General features: G+C 56.9%; 18 protein-coding genes and 1 tRNA gene. 13 read left to right on the forward strand and 6 right to left on the reverse strand.

Features of this window, described 5'->3' with window-relative positions:
• The 13 genes from hisC (at position 1) to IKP20_08160 (ending at position 12,467) form a co-directional block, all read left to right on the forward strand.
• On the forward strand, positions 1-1,050 hold the full coding sequence (gene hisC, locus IKP20_08100) for a histidinol-phosphate transaminase (protein MBR4504911.1): 1,050 nt from the start codon (positions 1-3) through the stop codon (positions 1,048-1,050).
• On the forward strand, positions 1,047-1,646 hold the full coding sequence (gene hisH / locus IKP20_08105) for an imidazole glycerol phosphate synthase subunit HisH (protein ID MBR4504912.1): 600 nt from the start codon (positions 1,047-1,049) through the stop codon (positions 1,644-1,646). The genes hisC and hisH overlap by 4 nt, the downstream gene beginning before the upstream one ends.
• Positions 1,643-2,407 (forward strand): 1-(5-phosphoribosyl)-5-[(5-phosphoribosylamino)methylideneamino] imidazole-4-carboxamide isomerase, encoded by a 765-nt coding sequence (locus IKP20_08110; GenBank protein ID MBR4504913.1) that lies wholly within the window; start codon positions 1,643-1,645, stop codon positions 2,405-2,407. Before hisH ends, IKP20_08110 begins: the two co-directional genes overlap by 4 nt.
• Complete coding sequence (locus IKP20_08115) at positions 2,404-5,550, forward strand: DUF3427 domain-containing protein (GenBank protein ID MBR4504914.1); 3,147 nt, start codon at positions 2,404-2,406, stop codon at positions 5,548-5,550. The genes IKP20_08110 and IKP20_08115 overlap by 4 nt, the downstream gene beginning before the upstream one ends.
• Positions 5,551-5,600: 50 nt before the next feature.
• A complete protein-coding gene (locus IKP20_08120) occupies positions 5,601-6,017 on the forward strand; it encodes a transcriptional regulator (GenBank protein MBR4504915.1) in 417 nt (138 codons plus the stop codon).
• 40 nt (positions 6,018-6,057) lie between these two features.
• Positions 6,058-6,612, forward strand: a complete 555-nt coding sequence (locus tag IKP20_08125; protein MBR4504916.1) for an imidazoleglycerol-phosphate dehydratase — start codon at positions 6,058-6,060, stop codon at positions 6,610-6,612.
• A 1-nt stretch (position 6,613) separates the two neighbouring features.
• The gene (gene hisF / locus IKP20_08130; GenBank protein MBR4504917.1) at positions 6,614-7,366 is read left to right on the forward strand and encodes an imidazole glycerol phosphate synthase subunit HisF; all 753 of its coding nucleotides are present in this window, start codon (positions 6,614-6,616) and stop codon (positions 7,364-7,366) included.
• Positions 7,309-7,965: a bifunctional phosphoribosyl-AMP cyclohydrolase/phosphoribosyl-ATP diphosphatase HisIE gene (locus tag IKP20_08135; GenBank protein ID MBR4504918.1), complete on the forward strand. Its 657-nt coding sequence runs from the start codon at positions 7,309-7,311 to the stop codon at positions 7,963-7,965. The genes hisF and IKP20_08135 overlap by 58 nt, the downstream gene beginning before the upstream one ends.
• Positions 7,962-8,276 carry a histidinol phosphate phosphatase domain-containing protein gene (locus IKP20_08140; protein ID MBR4504919.1) on the forward strand — a complete coding sequence of 105 codons (315 nt, stop codon included), beginning with the start codon at positions 7,962-7,964 and terminating at the stop codon, positions 8,274-8,276. Before IKP20_08135 ends, IKP20_08140 begins: the two co-directional genes overlap by 4 nt.
• 36 nt (positions 8,277-8,312) lie before the next feature.
• Positions 8,313-8,612 (forward strand): histidinol phosphate phosphatase domain-containing protein, encoded by a 300-nt coding sequence (locus tag IKP20_08145; protein MBR4504920.1) that lies wholly within the window; start codon positions 8,313-8,315, stop codon positions 8,610-8,612.
• Positions 8,613-8,674: 62 nt separating this feature from the next.
• Complete coding sequence (locus IKP20_08150; GenBank protein ID MBR4504921.1) at positions 8,675-10,120, forward strand: MFS transporter; 1,446 nt, start codon at positions 8,675-8,677, stop codon at positions 10,118-10,120.
• Between the two features lie 9 nt (positions 10,121-10,129).
• Positions 10,130-10,912 (forward strand): S-methyl-5'-thioadenosine phosphorylase, encoded by a 783-nt coding sequence (mtnP, locus tag IKP20_08155; GenBank protein MBR4504922.1) that lies wholly within the window; start codon positions 10,130-10,132, stop codon positions 10,910-10,912.
• 139 nt (positions 10,913-11,051) lie between these two features.
• Entirely contained in the window at positions 11,052-12,467 is a 1,416-nt protein-coding gene (locus tag IKP20_08160; protein MBR4504923.1) for an aminopeptidase, read from the forward strand.
• A 28-nt stretch (positions 12,468-12,495) separates the two neighbouring features.
• On the opposite strand, the gene IKP20_08165 is transcribed toward IKP20_08160, so the two are convergent.
• From IKP20_08165 to thiF, 6 genes are all read right to left on the reverse strand, one after another.
• Entirely contained in the window at positions 12,496-13,194 is a 699-nt protein-coding gene (locus IKP20_08165) for a class I SAM-dependent methyltransferase (GenBank protein ID MBR4504924.1), read from the reverse strand.
• A 20-nt stretch (positions 13,195-13,214) separates the two neighbouring features.
• A tRNA-Gly gene (locus tag IKP20_08170) sits at positions 13,215-13,287 on the reverse strand.
• A 29-nt stretch (positions 13,288-13,316) separates the two neighbouring features.
• Positions 13,317-13,922 (reverse strand): thiamine phosphate synthase, encoded by a 606-nt coding sequence (locus tag IKP20_08175; GenBank protein MBR4504925.1) that lies wholly within the window; start codon positions 13,920-13,922, stop codon positions 13,317-13,319.
• Entirely contained in the window at positions 13,913-15,085 is a 1,173-nt protein-coding gene (gene thiH / locus IKP20_08180) for a 2-iminoacetate synthase ThiH (GenBank protein MBR4504926.1), read from the reverse strand. Before thiH ends, IKP20_08175 begins: the two co-directional genes overlap by 10 nt.
• Before the next feature lies 1 nt (position 15,086).
• The gene (locus IKP20_08185; protein ID MBR4504927.1) at positions 15,087-15,854 is read right to left on the reverse strand and encodes a thiazole synthase; all 768 of its coding nucleotides are present in this window, start codon (positions 15,852-15,854) and stop codon (positions 15,087-15,089) included.
• Between the two features lies 1 nt (position 15,855).
• A complete protein-coding gene (gene thiF, locus IKP20_08190; protein ID MBR4504928.1) occupies positions 15,856-16,464 on the reverse strand; it encodes a sulfur carrier protein ThiS adenylyltransferase ThiF in 609 nt (202 codons plus the stop codon).

Raw genomic sequence — 16,464 nt, forward strand, 5'->3', positions numbered from 1 at the left:
ATGGACCGCAGCGTCATGAGAGAGACTGCGCAGGGATTCCAAAGGTATTACAACCCCAAGCTGAGCGGCGAGCTCAGGCTGGACACGAACACCAACGTCCTCGGATCCAATCCGGCGGCGGAAAGGTATCTGGCCCAGGGGAAGTGGAATCTGGATTCCTATCCCAATACGTATTCTGACGGTCTCAGAGCCGCTCTCGGTGAGCTCTACGGCCTCCAAGCGGACAATTTCATCGCCGGCAACGGTTCGGACGAGATGCTGGACGTCACTTTCAAGACGTTCACCAATTGGGGGGACAACAGCGTAGTCCCTGTGCCGTCCTATACGCTCTACGATTATTTCGTGAAGATGAACGGAGGCAAAGCCCTCGAAGTCGATCTGACCGAGGATTTCCAGCTCGATGTCGACGCCATAGTCAGGCAGGACGCGAAGATCGCGATAATGCCTTCCCCGAACAATCCCACCGGCAACTGCTTCAGGGAGAGGGACATCGAGGACGTCCTGTCCAGGTTCGACGGAATAGTGGTAGTTGACGAGGCCTACGCCGAATACTCGGAAGGCTCCATGATCCGCAGGGTTGACGAATTCGAGAATCTCATTGTGCTCAGGACGTTCTCCAAGGCATACGCCATGGCAGCCCTCCGCATCGGATACGCCGCCGCCAACCCCAAGCTGGCCGAGATGATGATGTGCGTGAAGATTCCCTATTCGCTGAACATGATCAGCGAGGGAGCCGCCATCGCCGCCATCAAAGACCAGGATTTCATCAGTAGAAGCGTATCCATGGTCAAAGAGGAGAGGCCCAAACTGGCCGCCGGCCTCAGGAAACTCGGGTTCGAGCCATTCCCGTCGGATTCCAATTTCATTCTGGCCCGGTCTCCGATAGACCACGAGGTCTTGGTCAGCGGGCTAAAGAGCAGAGGCATACTCATACGCGATTTCGGCTCCAAGCGCAGGACCGAGAACTGTGTCAGAACCACCGTCGGCAATTCCGAGCAGAACGCGCTCCTGCTGGAGAAAGCCGAGGAGGTGATCTCGTCATGCCGCTGAAGATCACTGTCACAGATTATGGCGTGGGGAACATCTATTCCATCGCCAAATCCCTGGAGAGATGCGGCGCAGCTGTGGAAGTCATCAGGGACATGTCTAAGCTGAAGGATGCGGAATGCATCGTTTTCCCCGGAGTGGGAGCTTTCGACAGGACCGCCGAGACTCTTCTGCCATACAAAGATGAGATACTGGCGATGCTGGAATCCGGGGTTCCGACCCTGGGAATATGCATCGGGATGCAGATCCTATTCGAAGGGAGCGAGGAAGGCTCGAAGCCCGGGCTCGGCTATTATCCGGGAAAGGTCAGGATGATGGAAGGGAAAGTGCTGCCTCACATGGGCTGGAACGAGGTCAAGACCGACGATCCTCTTTTCGAAGGGGTTGACGACCGCATGTTCTATTTCGTCCATTCCTATTGCGGATGCCCCAGCGACCCCGGCATATGCGTCGGGACCACCGAATACGATGGGAAGGAGTTCGGCTGCTTCTTCAGGAAAGGCAACGTCTACGGCACCCAGTTCCACCCGGAGAAGAGCAGCGCCACAGGGAAGAAGGTGCTGCAGAACTTCATAGCGTTCGCGGAGGAGCGGATATGAAGGTCATACCCGCGGTCGATGTCCTGGACCATCAGGTTGTCCAGCTGGTGGGCGGGGTTCCCGGCAGCCAGCAGATCGTCATGCCCGATCCCGTCGCCGTGGCCGAGATGTGGGCAGACAAAGGTGCCGATTACTTGCATCTGGTGGATCTGGACGGGGCGTTCGGCAAGGAGAACAATTTCCCTGTCTTCAAGAGGATCATAGAGGAAGTCGGGGTGCCGGTGGAGATCGGCGGCGGAATAAGGGATTCGGATTCTGTCGAGGACCTCATATCCGCGGGAGCTGACCGCGTAATAGTCGGCACCAAGGCCGTGAAGGATCCCGACTGGCTGGCCGAGCTGGCTTACGATTTCCCGGGAAAGATAGTCCTTTCCATGGACACCAAAGGCGGACGCATCGCCGTCAAAGGATGGCAGGAATCCGCGGAGCTCACCGTGGACGAGATGTTCGGCCGCATATGGGATCTGCCGCTGGCGGCCGTCCTCAACACCAACGTGGATGTCGAAGGCCAGAGGAAGGGCATCGACGAGGCGCAGGCAAGGCAGTTCATAAGTTCCTGTCCCCACGACGTCATCGCATCCGGCGGAGTCACATCCAAGAGGGATGCCGAGATCCTGTCCGAGTGCGGCGCGGTGGGAGCTGTCGTAGGCCTCGCCATGTACACCGAGGTCATCCGCCCCTGGGAATGGGATGTCCCCTGGTGGGCGCGATCGACAGCAGCTAATATCCCTACCGATCTCCAGATCCGATCGTATTTATGAGGCTGGAAGACGGAATCTACGAGCATGTAATCAGCGAGTCCATAGACGGGGCGCTATCCGAGCTGGGCATGGAGGATGCCGAGGTCAGAGGCATATCCCCAGAGGATTCGCCGGAAGTTCTCTCGCAATACATCGCAGGGGTCGTCCGCCGCGCTCTCGAATCATCTGCAGGAAGGCATCCCAGCAACCGCGCCGGCAGATCCGATGCCATATCCGAGGAAGTCAGCATCTGCAACGGCATCATCAGAAGCCTCATCGAGATGACCGGGGACGGATCCCTGTCCAGATGCCTGATATCCGGCGACGGGAAGCAGCTTTTGGCGGTCAGGGCCGGCGGCAGGGACCTGATCGGAATACGCCCGCCGACTCCCATGTCGTTCAGCACCCTTTTCACGAACAAAAGGGGCGAACCCAATCTTATGGAGGAGCTGAACAAGGAGATAATGACTTCCGACGAGGTCGATTTCCTCGTGTCTTTCATCAAGTGGAGCGGCATCCGCACGATCCGCGATTCCCTGGAGAGTTTCGCCCGCAGCGGCGGGAAGCTCAGGATACTGACCACGACGTATTTGGGAATAACAGACGCGGCCGCGATAGACTGGCTTTCCAGGCTTCCAAACAGCTCGGTGAGGATATCCTACGAGAACGACAACACCCGCCTCCACGCGAAGGCCTACGTCTTCAGGCGGAGGACCAAGCTGGATTCCGCGATCATCGGCTCTTCCAACCTGTCCCGCGCGGCCGTCACGGATGGCGCGGAATGGAACATGAAGGTCACATCCCCGGATGCCCCGTACGTCATGGCCTCCGTCGGGAAAGCTTTCGAGGAGTGCTGGAACTCTCAGGATTTTGCGGGATACGATCCCGACAGGGATGGCGTCCGTCTGAGAGAAGCGCTCTCCCGCTCCAAAATCTCCGATTCCGGGTCTATCGATCTGCCTTTGTTTGACATCAGGCCGTACCCTTATCAGGAGGAGATCCTGGCCCAGCTGGAAGCCGAGAGGGAGATCCACCATTCCTATCGCAATCTCGTCGTGGCCGCCACAGGCACCGGGAAGACTGTCATCGCCGCTTTCGATTACAGGCGCTTCATCGGGAAGCCGGAGAATAGGGGCAGGGTCAACAGGCTGCTCTTCGTCGCCCATAGGGAGGAGATTCTTCGTAAAAGCCTCCAAACCTTCCGTATGGTTCTCCATGACCAGAATTTCGGAGGGATATGCACGGGCAATATCGAACCTCCATCCATGGACCACGTATTCATGTCCGTGCAGACGCTGAGGTCCAGAGGCTATGCGGAAAGCATGCGGCCGGATTTCTACGATTTCATAATAGTCGACGAGACCCATCACGCCGGAGCGGACAGCTACCACGGCATCTTCGGGATGAGGCCGAAGGTCCTTCTGGGGCTGACCGCCACGCCAGAGCGCATGGATGGGAAGAGTATTCTCTCTTCTTTCGGCGGCAGGGTGGCGGGCGAGATACGCCTCCCGGAAGCCATCGACAGGGGCCTCCTCGTTCCGTTCCATTATTTCGCGGTGACCGATCCCACCGACATCTCCAAGGTCAAGTTCACGCGGGGCAGATTCGATGAGGAGGAGCTCACCCAGATTTATCTAAGAAACGACGGGCGCATAGGCGTCATCGTCGACGCTCTGAGGAGGTATACCCCGGACATCGGGTCGGTGAAAGGGCTGGGGTTCTGCGTATCCAAGGTCCATGCCAAATACATGGCCGATAAGTTCTGCGGGATGGGGATCCCATCTGTGGCGTTGACCAGCGATTCGCCGGATGACGTCAGGCGGGACGCAATGGGAAGGCTTTCCCGCGGGGAGATCAATTTCATCTTCTCTGTGGATCTCTATAATGAAGGCGTTGACATCCCGGAGGTGAATACCGAGCTTTTCCTGCGCCCGACCGGCAGTATGACCGTGTTCATCCAGCAGCTGGGGCGCGGCCTCAGGCTCTGTCCTTCGCAAGGGAAGACCGAGCTTACTGTGCTGGATTTCGTAGGGCAATTCGATGCGAAATACGACCTCTATCTGAGGCAGATCGCCTATCTCACGTCATGCTCGGCTATGTCAGTCGGATCCCAAATCAAAAACGGGTTCATCGGACTCCCGACGGGATGCTATATTGGATTGGAGGAAATCGCTAAGAATCACATACTGGACAGCATCAGCAATACGAATGCCGGGAAGAGGCGCCTGGAGACGTCGGTGAGGGAATTCATCGACGAATTCGGCAGGGATCCAACCCTGTCCGAGTTCTTGGGATACGCGAACACAGAGCCGAGCGCAATATACAAGGGCGGGCGCACCCTCCATGGGATGGCTGTATCCGCTCGCGGCGGGACTCCCGACCCAGAGGATGAGAAGGTTTTCTCCAAGGCGTTCCTGAGGGCTCTGAGCATCGACAGCGTCTCCTGGATAGAGGCGATGCTGAGCGTTATGGATGGAATTGGCGGCCGCTCAGAATCGATGGATCGCTACGTTTCGATGCTGTACTTCACATTCCACCCTTCCTCGGGCGCAGGCGGGAGCGGGGACGCATGGGAGTTTGCAGATTGGCTCAGAGGCAAGCCAGATTATGTTTCGGAATTCAGGGAGATCCTTCATATGGACAGGGATGCGGTGAAGTTTATGGAGGAGTCCGTGGACATAGGCCATACAAACCCTCTCCGGCTGCATTGCTCGTACAGCAACGATCAGATCAGGGCGGCCCTGGGGATAATAAAAGCTGGAGACATCGGCACTCTCAGGGAAGGCGTATACTACGACAAAGCCAACGGGTGCGACCTCCTTTTCGTCACTCTGAACAAGAAAGAGGGCGAGTACTCTCCGACGACGATGTACGAGGATTATCCCATCGGCGAGAGCGAGTTCAATTGGCAGAGCCAGAGCACCACATCCGAGGATTCGGCCACCGGGAGGCGCTACATCAATCACGACGATATGGGAAGCAGCGTCCTGCTCTTCGCCAGGGAAAGGAAGACCAACTCGTACGGCGGCAGCATGGCCTATGTTTTCCTCGGCAAAGTCCATTACATCTCGCATTCCGGCAGCAGGCCGATGACAATACGCTGGAGGATGGAGAGGTCGATTCCGATGAAGGTTCTGAAGTGGTCGCCAACGGCCATCAGATGATCCCATCCACCGACAAGTTTTATCAGTCTCCGACGTATCGATGCCCAACTATGAAGCTTCCATGCGAAATCGTCGTCACCCGCATCCTCCCGACGGTCAGAGGTGCCCTTGCCAAGGAGCTCGTCAGAAACCATGGGATGACCCAGGTGCAAGTGGCCTCCATGTTCGGCGTCACCAGCGCGGCCATATCGCAGTATCTGAAGGGCTTCAGCGAAGGCAATGACATAATCGACAGGAGCGAATACAGGGACGATTTCTATGCTTTCATAGCGAAGGAAGCCGACAGGGTAGCCGATGGGAAGGATGTGACCGAAGCGCTGTGCTCGATATGCCATTTCATCAAAGACAGCGGGCTTCTGAAGGCGCTCTACATTCTAGAAGGTTATACCGGCGACCTCAGCATGTGCATGGAGTGCTCCAACCTGGCCATCGTCCATCCTTTGGATCCCTTTCCGAGCGCCCGGTGAATATGCTTTATACGTCCGATTCCTACTCGTGTTCGTTACCATGGCCGGAAGGACAGCGAAAGTGGAGCGCATGACGAGGGAGACGCAGATCTCCGTCGAGCTTGACATAGATGGGAGCGGGAAATTCGAGGTCGACAGCAGCATCATGTTTCTGAAGCATATGGTGGAGACTCTTGCCAGATACGCATCTTTCGATCTGAAGGTCAGCGCCTACGGCGACAATGACCACCACATCATCGAGGATACGGCCATAACCATAGGGAAGGCGCTTCGGGACGCCATGGACGGAAGGCCGATCGAGAGGATGGCCACGGCGATCGTCCCGATGGATGACGCTCTCGTTATGTCTTCGCTGGATCTCGTGGACAGGCCTTATGCGGACATCGATTGCCCCTCGCCGGAATACCACCATTTCATGAGGAGCTTCGCTATGACTGCGGGGATAACCCTGCACATAATGGTGTTCCGCGGATTCGACGAGCACCACATCGTAGAGGCCGGATTCAAGGCCACCGGGAAGGCTCTGAAAGAGGCTCTGAAGGTCAGGGACACCGAGCTCAGCACAAAAGACAGCGTCAGATTCGGAGGCGAATGATATGCTCGCGAAAAGGATCATCCCCTGCCTCGACATGAAGAATGGCAGGGTAGTGAAAGGAATCAATTTCAAAGGTCTGAGGGACGTCGGCGATCCGCCGAAGATGGCCGTGGAATACGAGGCCCAAGGCGCGGACGAGATAACATTCCTGGACATCTCCGCTTCTCTGGAATCCAGGCAGACGATGCTTGACATAGTCTCGGAGACCGCCAAGAACCTCACCATACCGCTGGCCGTCGGGGGCGGGATAAAGAACGCGTCTGATATGAGGGACGCTCTGAACTCCGGGGCCGACAAAGTCTCCGTGAACTCCGCTGCCGTCAAGAACCCGGATATCATCGCGGAATGCGCCAGCGATTTCGGGAAGCAGTGCGTGATAGTCGCAATCGACGGCAAAAAGGTAGGCGACCATTGGGAGGTGTTCACCCACGGAGGGACCCGCTCCGCAGGCATCGACGCCGTGGAATGGGCGCAGAAAGCCCAGGATCTCGGCGCGGGGGAGATCCTTCTCACGTCCATGGACGCCGACGGCGTGAAGACCGGATATGACATACCCCTTACAGCGGCGGTCGCCGATGCGGTTGACATACCAGTCATCGCTTCGGGCGGATGCGGCTCCAAAGAGCACATAGCGGAGGTCTTCGAGCGCACCGGGGTATCCGCGGCGCTGGCCGCCTCAATCTTCCATTACAACGAATGCACCGTCTCGGAGGTCAAGGAATACCTGAGGGACAGGGGGATCGCAGTAAGATGACCGAACTCAAATACGACGACAAAGGGCTCATAACCGTGGTCGTACAGGACTGGATAACCAACGAGGTCCTCATGGTCGCGTGGGCCAACGAAGAGGCCGTAGAGCTGATGAAAAGCACCGGATACACCCACTTCTGGTCCAGAAGCAGGCAGAAGATGTGGAAGAAGGGCGAGGAATCCGGCCATGTGCAGAAGATAAAGTCCATACAGACGGACTGCGACGCCGACACTTTGCTGGTCAGGGTGGAGCAGACCGGGGTCGCATGCCACACCGGCACGCCGTCCTGCTTCAACGACGTCATCTACGGCGACAAAGATTCGACGATGGCCATACTGCCGGACCTGATGCGCGTGATAAAGGACAGGCACGAGAACCCCTCGGACGAGAGCTACACATGCAAGCTGTTCGACGACGAGACCCGCATGTGCAAGAAGATCATAGAGGAAGCCGGGGAGTTCGCGCTGGCCATCAAGGATAAGGACGAGGACGAGATGGCGTGGGAGCTGGCGGACCTCATCTACCACACCATGGTCGCCATCGAGAAGACCGGCCTTCCGATGGACATGGTCTATGCGAAGCTGTCGGAGAGGGCCCAATGAGAGCCGACCTCCACACGCACAGCATCTTCAGCGACGGGGAGCTGATCCCGGCGGAGCTCGTCAGGACGGCAATGATTCTGGGGCATGACGCCATCGCGATCACCGACCACGTCGACATGGCCAACGTCGAATGGGTGGTCACCAACGTGGTCAAGGCCGCCGAGCTCAGCGAGGATTACATCAGGACCATCCCGGGGGTTGAGATAACCCATGTTCCCCCATGCAGGATAGCCAAGGTCGCGGATATGGCCAGAAGATTCGGGGCGCAATGGGTGGTTGTGCACGGGGAAACGACCGTCGAGCCGGTTTAGCCCGGCACCAACAGGTATTCCGTCGAGAATCCGGACATCGACGTTTTGGCGCATCCCGGATTCCTCACTTTGGAAGAGGCGGAGCTCGCCAAGAGCAACGGCGTCCTCATCGAAGTCAGCGGCAGGAGAGGCCACAGCCTTACCAACGGCCATGTGGTCAAGGTTGCCAGGGAAGCCGGGGCCGACATCATAATCGATTCCGATGCCCACGCTCCCGAAGACCTCATGGACGAATCCAGGGCCAGGATCGTTGCCCGCGGGGCGGGGATGTCCGATGCCGAAGTGGAGAGAGCGATCAACGCCACGCCTTTCGAGGCCATAAGGCGCATCCGCTGAGAAACAATCCGGCTGTCCGCCGGAATCCTTTAATTTATATAATCGCGGGCAATCGCAAATTGATGATCGGGCATCCTGGGAAGCAGGCCGTAAGGCTCCTGTACGCCGTCATTGCCTTGGCGGCATTCGTCGACGGATTGGACGGGACGATAGTCACCACCGCTCTCCCTGACATAGCCCAAGCGTTCGGGATAACGGCAGCGGATTCGTCCTGGGTCATAACCGTCTATTTCCTGGTGATGGCCGGGCTGATCCTGGTCTTCGGGAAGATATGCGACAAAGGCGCGCTCAAGAGGGTCATCGTCTTAGGGTTCGCGACTTTCACCGTAGGATCCTTATTGTGCGCCTTTTCGTGGTCATTCCCGGCGCTCATCGCGTTCCGGGCGGTCCAAGGTATCGGGGCGGGCATGCTGTCCGCTTCCGGGATAATGATCGCTGTGAAGTATCTGCCCCACAGGCTGATGGCCATGGGGCTTTCGATCTCCGTCCTCGGATATTCGATCGGAGGGGCTCTGGGACCGGTTCTCGGGGGCGTCCTCACGGAATACTTCGCATGGGAATGGATATTCCTGATAAATGTGCCCATAGGCATAGTGGGCGTGGCTCTGGCGCAGAAGGCCGTCCCGAAAGACTTCGGATTCAAGTCTCCCGGATTCGATTACGCCGGGTCCGCGCTGCTGTTCATCGCGATGATCTCCGGATTGTATGTGATCGAATCGATTCCGTCGCACGGGTTCGGCACGGTGTCCGCCGTTCTCATCGCGGTCTTCGCCGTCTCCGCAATCTTATTCATAGTTCTGGAAAGAAAGGTCTCAGAGCCCGTCCTGAGGCTTCCGGTATTCAGAAGGCCGGCCACCATAGCTTCCATCGCGGTCTTCCTGCTGATAAATCTGTGCTGGATGGGTGCGTTCTATCTTCTGCCGTTCTATATGCAGATCGTCCTGGGATATGACACGATGACGACAGGGGCAGTTCTGGCTATCCAGTCCTTGGTCACGCTGGTGATGTGCGTTCCGGTGGGGAAGATGATCCCCAAGAAAGGCAACAGGCATTATGTGATTCTGGCGTGCGCTTCGCTGGTAATAATGTCCGCGTCTTTGGTCTTCGCCAGAGATGGCTCCCCGATTCCGATGATCATTTCGGTTATATTCCTGGGGGTCATCTGGGGGTTCGGAGGCGGATCCTTCGGGAGCAGAGTCGTCGACAGCGTGCCTCCGGAGAACAAAGGTGACGCATCGCCGGTTGTATCCCTGGTAATCTATCTGGGATCGGCCATTGGTTCGGCGCTGTATTCGGGGATGTTTGCCTTGGGCTCAAACTCATCCGGAACCCCGATCTCGGAGCTGTCATCGGACGTCTTCATGTCCGGGTTCACATTCGCCATGATTATCGGGACTGTAATCTCAGTCTGCGCTCTGTTCCTGTCCTGGGCGTTCAACGAGGAGAAGGATGTCCACGAGGATAGGCTGCGATTTCCATCGCCAAATAGAAATATCGATGCCAGATAAGCATCAGATATGCCAGAGATAGCGATTATCGGAGGCACCGGAATCTACAACCCGGATGCTTTCGAGCTTATCAAAGAGGTCCGCCCGGACACCCCATACGGAAAGCCGTCGTCCAAAATACTGGTCGGAAAGATTGCCGGAGTCGAGATTGCATTCCTGTTCCGCCATGGAACCGGAGAAGAAAGGTACCCTCCGTCTTCGGTCCCATACAGGGCCAATATGTGGGCCCTCAAAGAGCTCGGATGCAGATACGTCATATCCGCATGCGCCGTGGGCTCTCTTCAGGAGGAATTCGTTCCCGGAGATTTGGTGATCGCGGATCAGTTCATCGATTTCACCAAGAAAAGGGATTACACTTATTTCGACGACAAAGTCATCCACATTTCCATCCCGGATCCGTTCTGCCCGTATCTCAACGGGATCTTCGCCGTCGCGGCGGAGGAGATGGGAATCAGATACCACAAAGGCGGCAGATACATGTGCATAGAAGGCCCCAGATTCTCCACCAGGGCCGAGAGCTTCATGTTCAGGAACTTTGCCGACATCATCGGCATGACTGTGGTCCCAGAGTGCCAGCTTGCCAGGGAGCTAGGCATGTGCTACTGCAGCCTTGCCACCGTCACAGATTACGACGTCTGGAAGGACGAGCCTGTGGACATAGACATGGTCCTCAGAACGATGTCCGAATGCCTCAGCAAAGTCCTCAGGCTCCTCGAGCTCGGGCTTCCAAGGATACAGTCCTGCGGATGCTCCGAATGCATCGAGGCCGCCAAAGGCGCAGGTGCGCTCTGAAACTTTTCTGGGGGAGCCTAAGCCCCCAGATCAATTCTCTTTGTGTTCGCCGGTCTACGCGCGGCATTCTTTTGCAAGCGTCCCGCGAACCCTTTTATTATGGTAATTTAGAAGTATTCGCTAATCGGTCGCTTGTTCTATGGAGGAAGAGAAGACTCAAGGCCAGATTCTGGCCGAAAAACTTCTGAGAAAGCCCAAGAGCATCCCGGAGTCGAATCCCGAGATTCTCGACGAGGCTTCGAAGTTCTGCGAAGGATACAAGGAATTCCTTTCGAACAAAACCGAGCGCGAGGCCGTCGCATACGCGATTCCGATACTCAAGGGGCGCGGGTACACCGAATACGTTCGCGGAAAGGCCTACAAGCCCGGCGACAAGTTCTACATGGTCAACCGCGGGAAGAACATCCTGATGTGCACCAAAGGCAAGAGGCCTGTAATCGATGGGATCCGCGTTTCCGTGGCCCATCTGGACAGCCCCAGGCTGGATTTCAAGCCCCATCCGCTGTTCGAGGACGCCGATATGGCGTATTTCAAGACACATTACTACGGCGGCATCAAGAAATACCAGTGGACCACGGTCCCGCTTTCCATACGCGGCAAAGTGATGAAGGCCGACGGAACCTCGGTCGATGTGAGGATCGGGGAGGAAGAGGACGAGCCCTCCTTCTGCATAACCGATCTGCTGGTGCATCTCGCCCAGAACCAGATGTCCAAGACCGCCTCCAAGGTCGTCGAAGGAGAGCAGCTCAACGTTCTCATCGGATCCTGGCCGTATCAGGACGAGAAAGTCCAGAAGAAAGTCAAGCTCGCAATAATGTCCATCCTCAACGAGAAATACGGCATAACCGAAGCCGATTTCGAATCCGCCGAGCTTTGCGCCGTGCCCGCATTCAAAGCCAGGGATCTCGGCTTCGACAGGTCCATGGTCGCCGGATACGGTCAGGACGACAGTTCCTGCGCTTACGCCGAGTTCATGGCCGAGATCGACACCAAAGAGCCGGAATTCACCACGCTCACGATCTTCGCCGACAAGGAGGAGACCGGATCCGACGGAGTGACCGGGATGAGGTCTTATTTCTTCAGGGACTTCGTCGAGGATCTGGCTCAGGCAGAGGGGGTCGAGGTCAGGCATGTCCTCCGCAATTCGATATGCCTCTCGGCCGATGTGGGATCGGCTTACGACCCGGCGTTCGGCGACGTTTACGAGACGACCAACTGCGCCTATCTCAACTATGGGCCTATACTGTCCAAATACGACGGTTCCAGAGGCAAATACAGCACGAACGACGCTTCCGCCGAGATGGTCGGATACATGCTGGACATCTTCAGGGAGAACGGCATAGTCTGGCAGATGGGCGAGCTAGGGAAGATCGACATAGGCGGCGGAGGAACCATAGCCTCCGAGATTTCGGTTCACAACATCGATACCATCGACATAGGCGTGCCGGTTCTTTCCATGCACGCTCCCGTCGAGGTTACTGCGAAAGTCGATGTATACATGCTTTACAAAGCGATCTATGCCGTGTACAACAGCTCAAAGCAGAAGAAAATCTGATCAAACAGCCGTCTTCGGGCGGCGCCCTTCATCTTCTTCCGACATAAATCACGCGATCTGAATCATTGCGGTAAGGGGAGAACCTGTCGGAATACATCCTGAATTCTCTGAGCCCAGCGTCCTCCATCATCCCTCTCATCTCATCGGCGGAGTAGAATCTTATCTCATATACGCAAGTATCCGAGGGGTCGGCGGTGTTGCTGTGGACTGCGCATCTCCTTTCCCGGTCCCAGCCCATGCCTTGCACCATATCCTCGGCGCGTATCTCCCCTGAGCCAAGCATGTTCTCCGTTTCGATTATCAGGATGCCGCCGTCCTCCAGCAGCCCAGCGAATTTCCTGACGAGTTCGCGGTTCTCTACGTCGGAGAAATAGCCGAAGCTCGTGTACCAGTTCAGGACGCATCCGAACCTGTTCTCGGAGGAGAATTCTCTCATGTCTCCGCGCACGAATTCGCATTTTCTGCATCTGCTTCTGGCGGCGGCGATGAAGAAAGGATTGGCGTCGGTGCCGGTGACTTCGAACCCGGCTTTCGCGAGGCCAGCCGATATGCTCCCGACCCCGCATGGGATGTCGAGAACAGAATCGCATTTCCCTCTGAGAAACGCGATCAGGCTTTCTATATCGGCCTTGATGTGCTTTTTGTCGGGGAACCATTCCCATCCGTTTGCGCACTTGTAGTTCTCTCCGATGGGAACCCTGTCATGCGAGGAATCGATGGGAGACATGGAATCAAAAGAGAGATGAGTGCAACCGCCGGGATTCGAACCCGGGCAATGAGCTTGGAAGGCTCAGATCCTAACCAGCTAGATCACAGTTGCCTCTAAGTCCCCGACTGCTGATGCTATATTTAAGTATATTGCATGGGACGCCGGCTCTGGCATTCTTTTCTGCATGCGGAGATGATTTCTTCCGGGTCTTCCGCAGCCATCAGGCCAGACATGAGGCATGCTCCGGAAGCTCCGCTTTCGCTCACCGCGCGGATGTTGCCGGCTCCTATGCCTCCGATCGCCCATATTGGAATCCCCAGCTCCGAAGCCAGGCGCTTCACGGTCCCGAGTCCCATGGCAGCTTTTCCCGGTTTGCAGGACGTCTCGAATACGTTCCCAAAGACGACGGCATCGGCGCCATTTTCTGAGGCCTGTATGCCTTCTTCGAAGGAATGCACGGATACTATAGTCCTGAACCGGCTCTTCTTTTCCATCGAATGGAACGGCATCCATACGGTTTCAATGCCAAGGTTCTCTGCGATTCTCGGGTCGCCGTCCAAGCAGAATTCAATGCCGCATCCGTCGCAGATTTCCATGAGCGATGCCGCGAGCGCGAGGGATTCGCCGTATGGGAGGTCTTTCTCGCGCATCACTAACATGTCGGCTCCTGCGGAGCATATCAGGCGCACCTGGTCCAGAAGGGGCCTGGCGCAGTTTTTCCGGTCTGTCACAGCGATTATGTCCATCGGTCTGATCTCACGTAATCGTTGAAAATCGGCTGCAGTCCGCTTTTAGCGAGGGCTTCCCTGACCTCCGCCACGTTGCGTGTATCTGACAGCTCGAATTGGCCGCCGCCTTTGCTCTTGACGTCGCTGTGGCCGCCTATCTCGACTGACGATCCGGCCGATATCTTCGTGGCGCAGATGTTGACGATGCCGTCCCTGAATCTGGGCGATTCTCTGGTCGAAATAGTCTCGGATGCGAACGGCATGAAGAGCCTGTAAGCCATCGCAACCTGCAGGAGGTTGCTCTCGGAAACTTTCACGTCGTCTTCCTTATGCGCAGCTGTCGGCCTGAGCCTGGGCAGAGAGAACGCGATCTCCGCATGCGGGTATTTCCTCTGGATCAGATAGGCATGCACCCCGCAGCAGAACGCGTCCTTTCTCCAGTCGTCCCTGAGCCCCAGCAAAGCGGCGAATCCCACGCCTCTCATCCCGCCTATTAAGGCTCTCTCCTGGGCGTTGAATCTGTAGGACATGACCCTTTTCGGGCCGCCAAGATGGAATCTGGAATACGTCTCCGGGTCGTACGTCTCCTGGAATACAGTGACATAATCGGCGCCGCACCCATGCAGAAATCTGTAGTCGCCGGAATTAGCCGGATATATTTCGAGCCCGACGCTGGAGAAGCGCTCTGCGGCCTTCCTGACGCACATGCCGATGTATTCCATGTCCGAGAATCTTCTGGATTCCCCGGTCAAAAGGAGCAGGTCCGTGAGGCCGGTGGAAGCGATGCTGTCCATCTCCTTCTCCACCTCTTTCTCTGTGAGCCTGGCTCTGGAAATGTCGCTGCAGGCGTTGAACCCGCAGTATTGGCAGCGGTTCTCGCAATAGTTGGAGGCGTACAGCGGAGTGAACAGGGTCACCGCGTTCCCGAAATGCTCTCTGGTGGTTTTCCTGGCTTTCTTCGCGATATCCTCAAGGAACGGTTCCGCCGCCGGAGAGAGCAGTGCTGCGAAGTCGTCGGGCTCCAGCCTTCCCTTTCCCAGAGCTCTCTTGACGTCTTTGTCCGTGTAAGAGCCGAGGTCGCAGTTCCTATCGGCATCCAGGACTTTCTCCAGGATCTCCGTGCCTATGTTTTCCATATGGGGGTAGTAATCGCACGCGTCCGTCGGAGCTCTGTACGCCATATCATTCACCCAGGAACCCAGTGAGAGGGGAGGAAGCTTCGCCTCTGTCCTCGAGCACCCTGCCCAGCCCCGCGAGATATGCGGCTCTCCCAGCCTCAATCGCCATCCTGAATGCGGCGGCCATCGCAGGGATGTCTGCGGCCGTAGCTATCGCGGTGTTGGCCATGACGGCCCCGCATCCCATTTCCATGGCTTCGCAGGCCTGGGAAGGGCGTCCGATCCCGGCGTCCACTATTATGGGCAGGTCGATCTCTTCGACCATGATCTTGATGAAGTCTCTGGTGAGAAGCCCTCTGTTGCTTCCGATGGGCGCCGCCAGAGGCATGATCGCCGCCGCTCCGGCATCGGCCATGTCCCTTGCCGCGGTCAGGTCCGGCATCATATACGGGAGCGGCGTGAACCCGTCGTCCGCCAGAAGCCTGACGGCTTTCGCGGTCTCAGCGTTGTCTGGGAGCAGATATCTGGTGTCGCGGACGATCTCTATCTTGATCATGTCGCCGCATCCGAGCTCTCTGGCCAGCTGGGCAATGGTCAGCGCTTCCTCGGCGTTTCTGGCTCCGGAAGTGTTGGGCAGCAGCGTAACTCCTTTCGGCATATAGTCGAGGACATTTTCCTGCCCTCCTTCGTTGACTCTGCGTACAGCTAGCGTTGCGATCTCCACCCCTCCGCTGCGGATGACTCTGTCCGTCATGCCGAGGGAGAATTTTCCGGATCCGAGAATGAACCTCGATTTGAAATGCTTTTTTCCGATTATTAGGTCGTCAGACATTTTAGTCCCTTCCCGTGAGAATTTGAATCGCTTTGTTTGCCATGAGCCCGGCGCATATGCAGACTCTGGGGGCGCACAGGCCGCAATCCGTCCCGCTGACCCCGTCGCCGCAGACATACGCATTCTCTGCGATCCTTCTGGTGACCATAAGGGACGGGTCCGATATCCCGCCCATGCCGTTCCCGCATATGATAGGTTTGCCAGGCATGTTGGATAGGACTGTCTCGAGGATCATGGATTTGGATTCTGGGTTGTCCAGCGCTTCGAAAATGATGTCGCACTCCGAGAATATCTCTTGGATGTTTTCCCGGTCGAGGACGATGTCGTGGGTCTCGATATTTATGCTGGAATCTATGGAGTGTATCGCTTCTCTCAGGGCTTCGGCCTTGCGTTTCCCAACATCGCTCAGAGCGAAGCATTGGCGGTTCAGGTTGCTCAGCTCCACGCAATCGAAATCCGCCAGAACCAGCTTTCCGATTCCGGAACGGGCCATCATGATGGCGATGTTGGATCCCAGACCTCCGCATCCCGCGATCCCGGCGCTGGATCTGCGAAGGGCGTCGAATACCCCAGGCGGGCTTCTCGCCGCGATGTCTTCGGAGATTCCCAT

The sequence above is a fragment of the Candidatus Methanomethylophilaceae archaeon genome, from assembly GCA_017524805.1.
Classification (GTDB): Archaea; Thermoplasmatota; Thermoplasmata; order Methanomassiliicoccales; family Methanomethylophilaceae; genus Methanoprimaticola.

Excerpts from the sequence above, each read along its gene's own strand:
- hisC (MBR4504911.1), top strand. The coding sequence starts at position 1 with ATGGACCGCAGCGTCATGAGAGAGACTGCGCAGGGATTCCAAAGGTAT.
- IKP20_08110 (MBR4504913.1), top strand. The coding sequence starts at position 1,643 with ATGAAGGTCATACCCGCGGTCGATGTCCTGGACCATCAGGTTGTCCAG.
- IKP20_08115 (MBR4504914.1), top strand. The coding sequence starts at position 2,404 with ATGAGGCTGGAAGACGGAATCTACGAGCATGTAATCAGCGAGTCCATA.
- IKP20_08120 (MBR4504915.1), top strand. The coding sequence starts at position 5,601 with ATGAAGCTTCCATGCGAAATCGTCGTCACCCGCATCCTCCCGACGGTC.
- IKP20_08125 (MBR4504916.1), top strand. The coding sequence starts at position 6,058 with ATGGCCGGAAGGACAGCGAAAGTGGAGCGCATGACGAGGGAGACGCAG.
- hisF (MBR4504917.1), top strand. The coding sequence starts at position 6,614 with ATGCTCGCGAAAAGGATCATCCCCTGCCTCGACATGAAGAATGGCAGG.
- IKP20_08135 (MBR4504918.1), top strand. The coding sequence starts at position 7,309 with ATGCACCGTCTCGGAGGTCAAGGAATACCTGAGGGACAGGGGGATCGC.
- IKP20_08140 (MBR4504919.1), top strand. The coding sequence starts at position 7,962 with ATGAGAGCCGACCTCCACACGCACAGCATCTTCAGCGACGGGGAGCTG.
- IKP20_08150 (MBR4504921.1), top strand. The coding sequence starts at position 8,675 with ATGATCGGGCATCCTGGGAAGCAGGCCGTAAGGCTCCTGTACGCCGTC.
- mtnP (MBR4504922.1), top strand. The coding sequence starts at position 10,130 with ATGCCAGAGATAGCGATTATCGGAGGCACCGGAATCTACAACCCGGAT.
- IKP20_08160 (MBR4504923.1), top strand. The coding sequence starts at position 11,052 with ATGGAGGAAGAGAAGACTCAAGGCCAGATTCTGGCCGAAAAACTTCTG.
- IKP20_08165 (MBR4504924.1), bottom strand. The coding sequence starts at position 13,194 with ATGTCTCCCATCGATTCCTCGCATGACAGGGTTCCCATCGGAGAGAAC.
- IKP20_08175 (MBR4504925.1), bottom strand. The coding sequence starts at position 13,922 with ATGGACATAATCGCTGTGACAGACCGGAAAAACTGCGCCAGGCCCCTT.
- thiH (MBR4504926.1), bottom strand. The coding sequence starts at position 15,085 with ATGGCGTACAGAGCTCCGACGGACGCGTGCGATTACTACCCCCATATG.
- IKP20_08185 (MBR4504927.1), bottom strand. The coding sequence starts at position 15,854 with ATGTCTGACGACCTAATAATCGGAAAAAAGCATTTCAAATCGAGGTTC.
- thiF (MBR4504928.1), bottom strand. The coding sequence starts at position 16,464 with ATGGGAATCTCCGAAGACATCGCGGCGAGAAGCCCGCCTGGGGTATTC.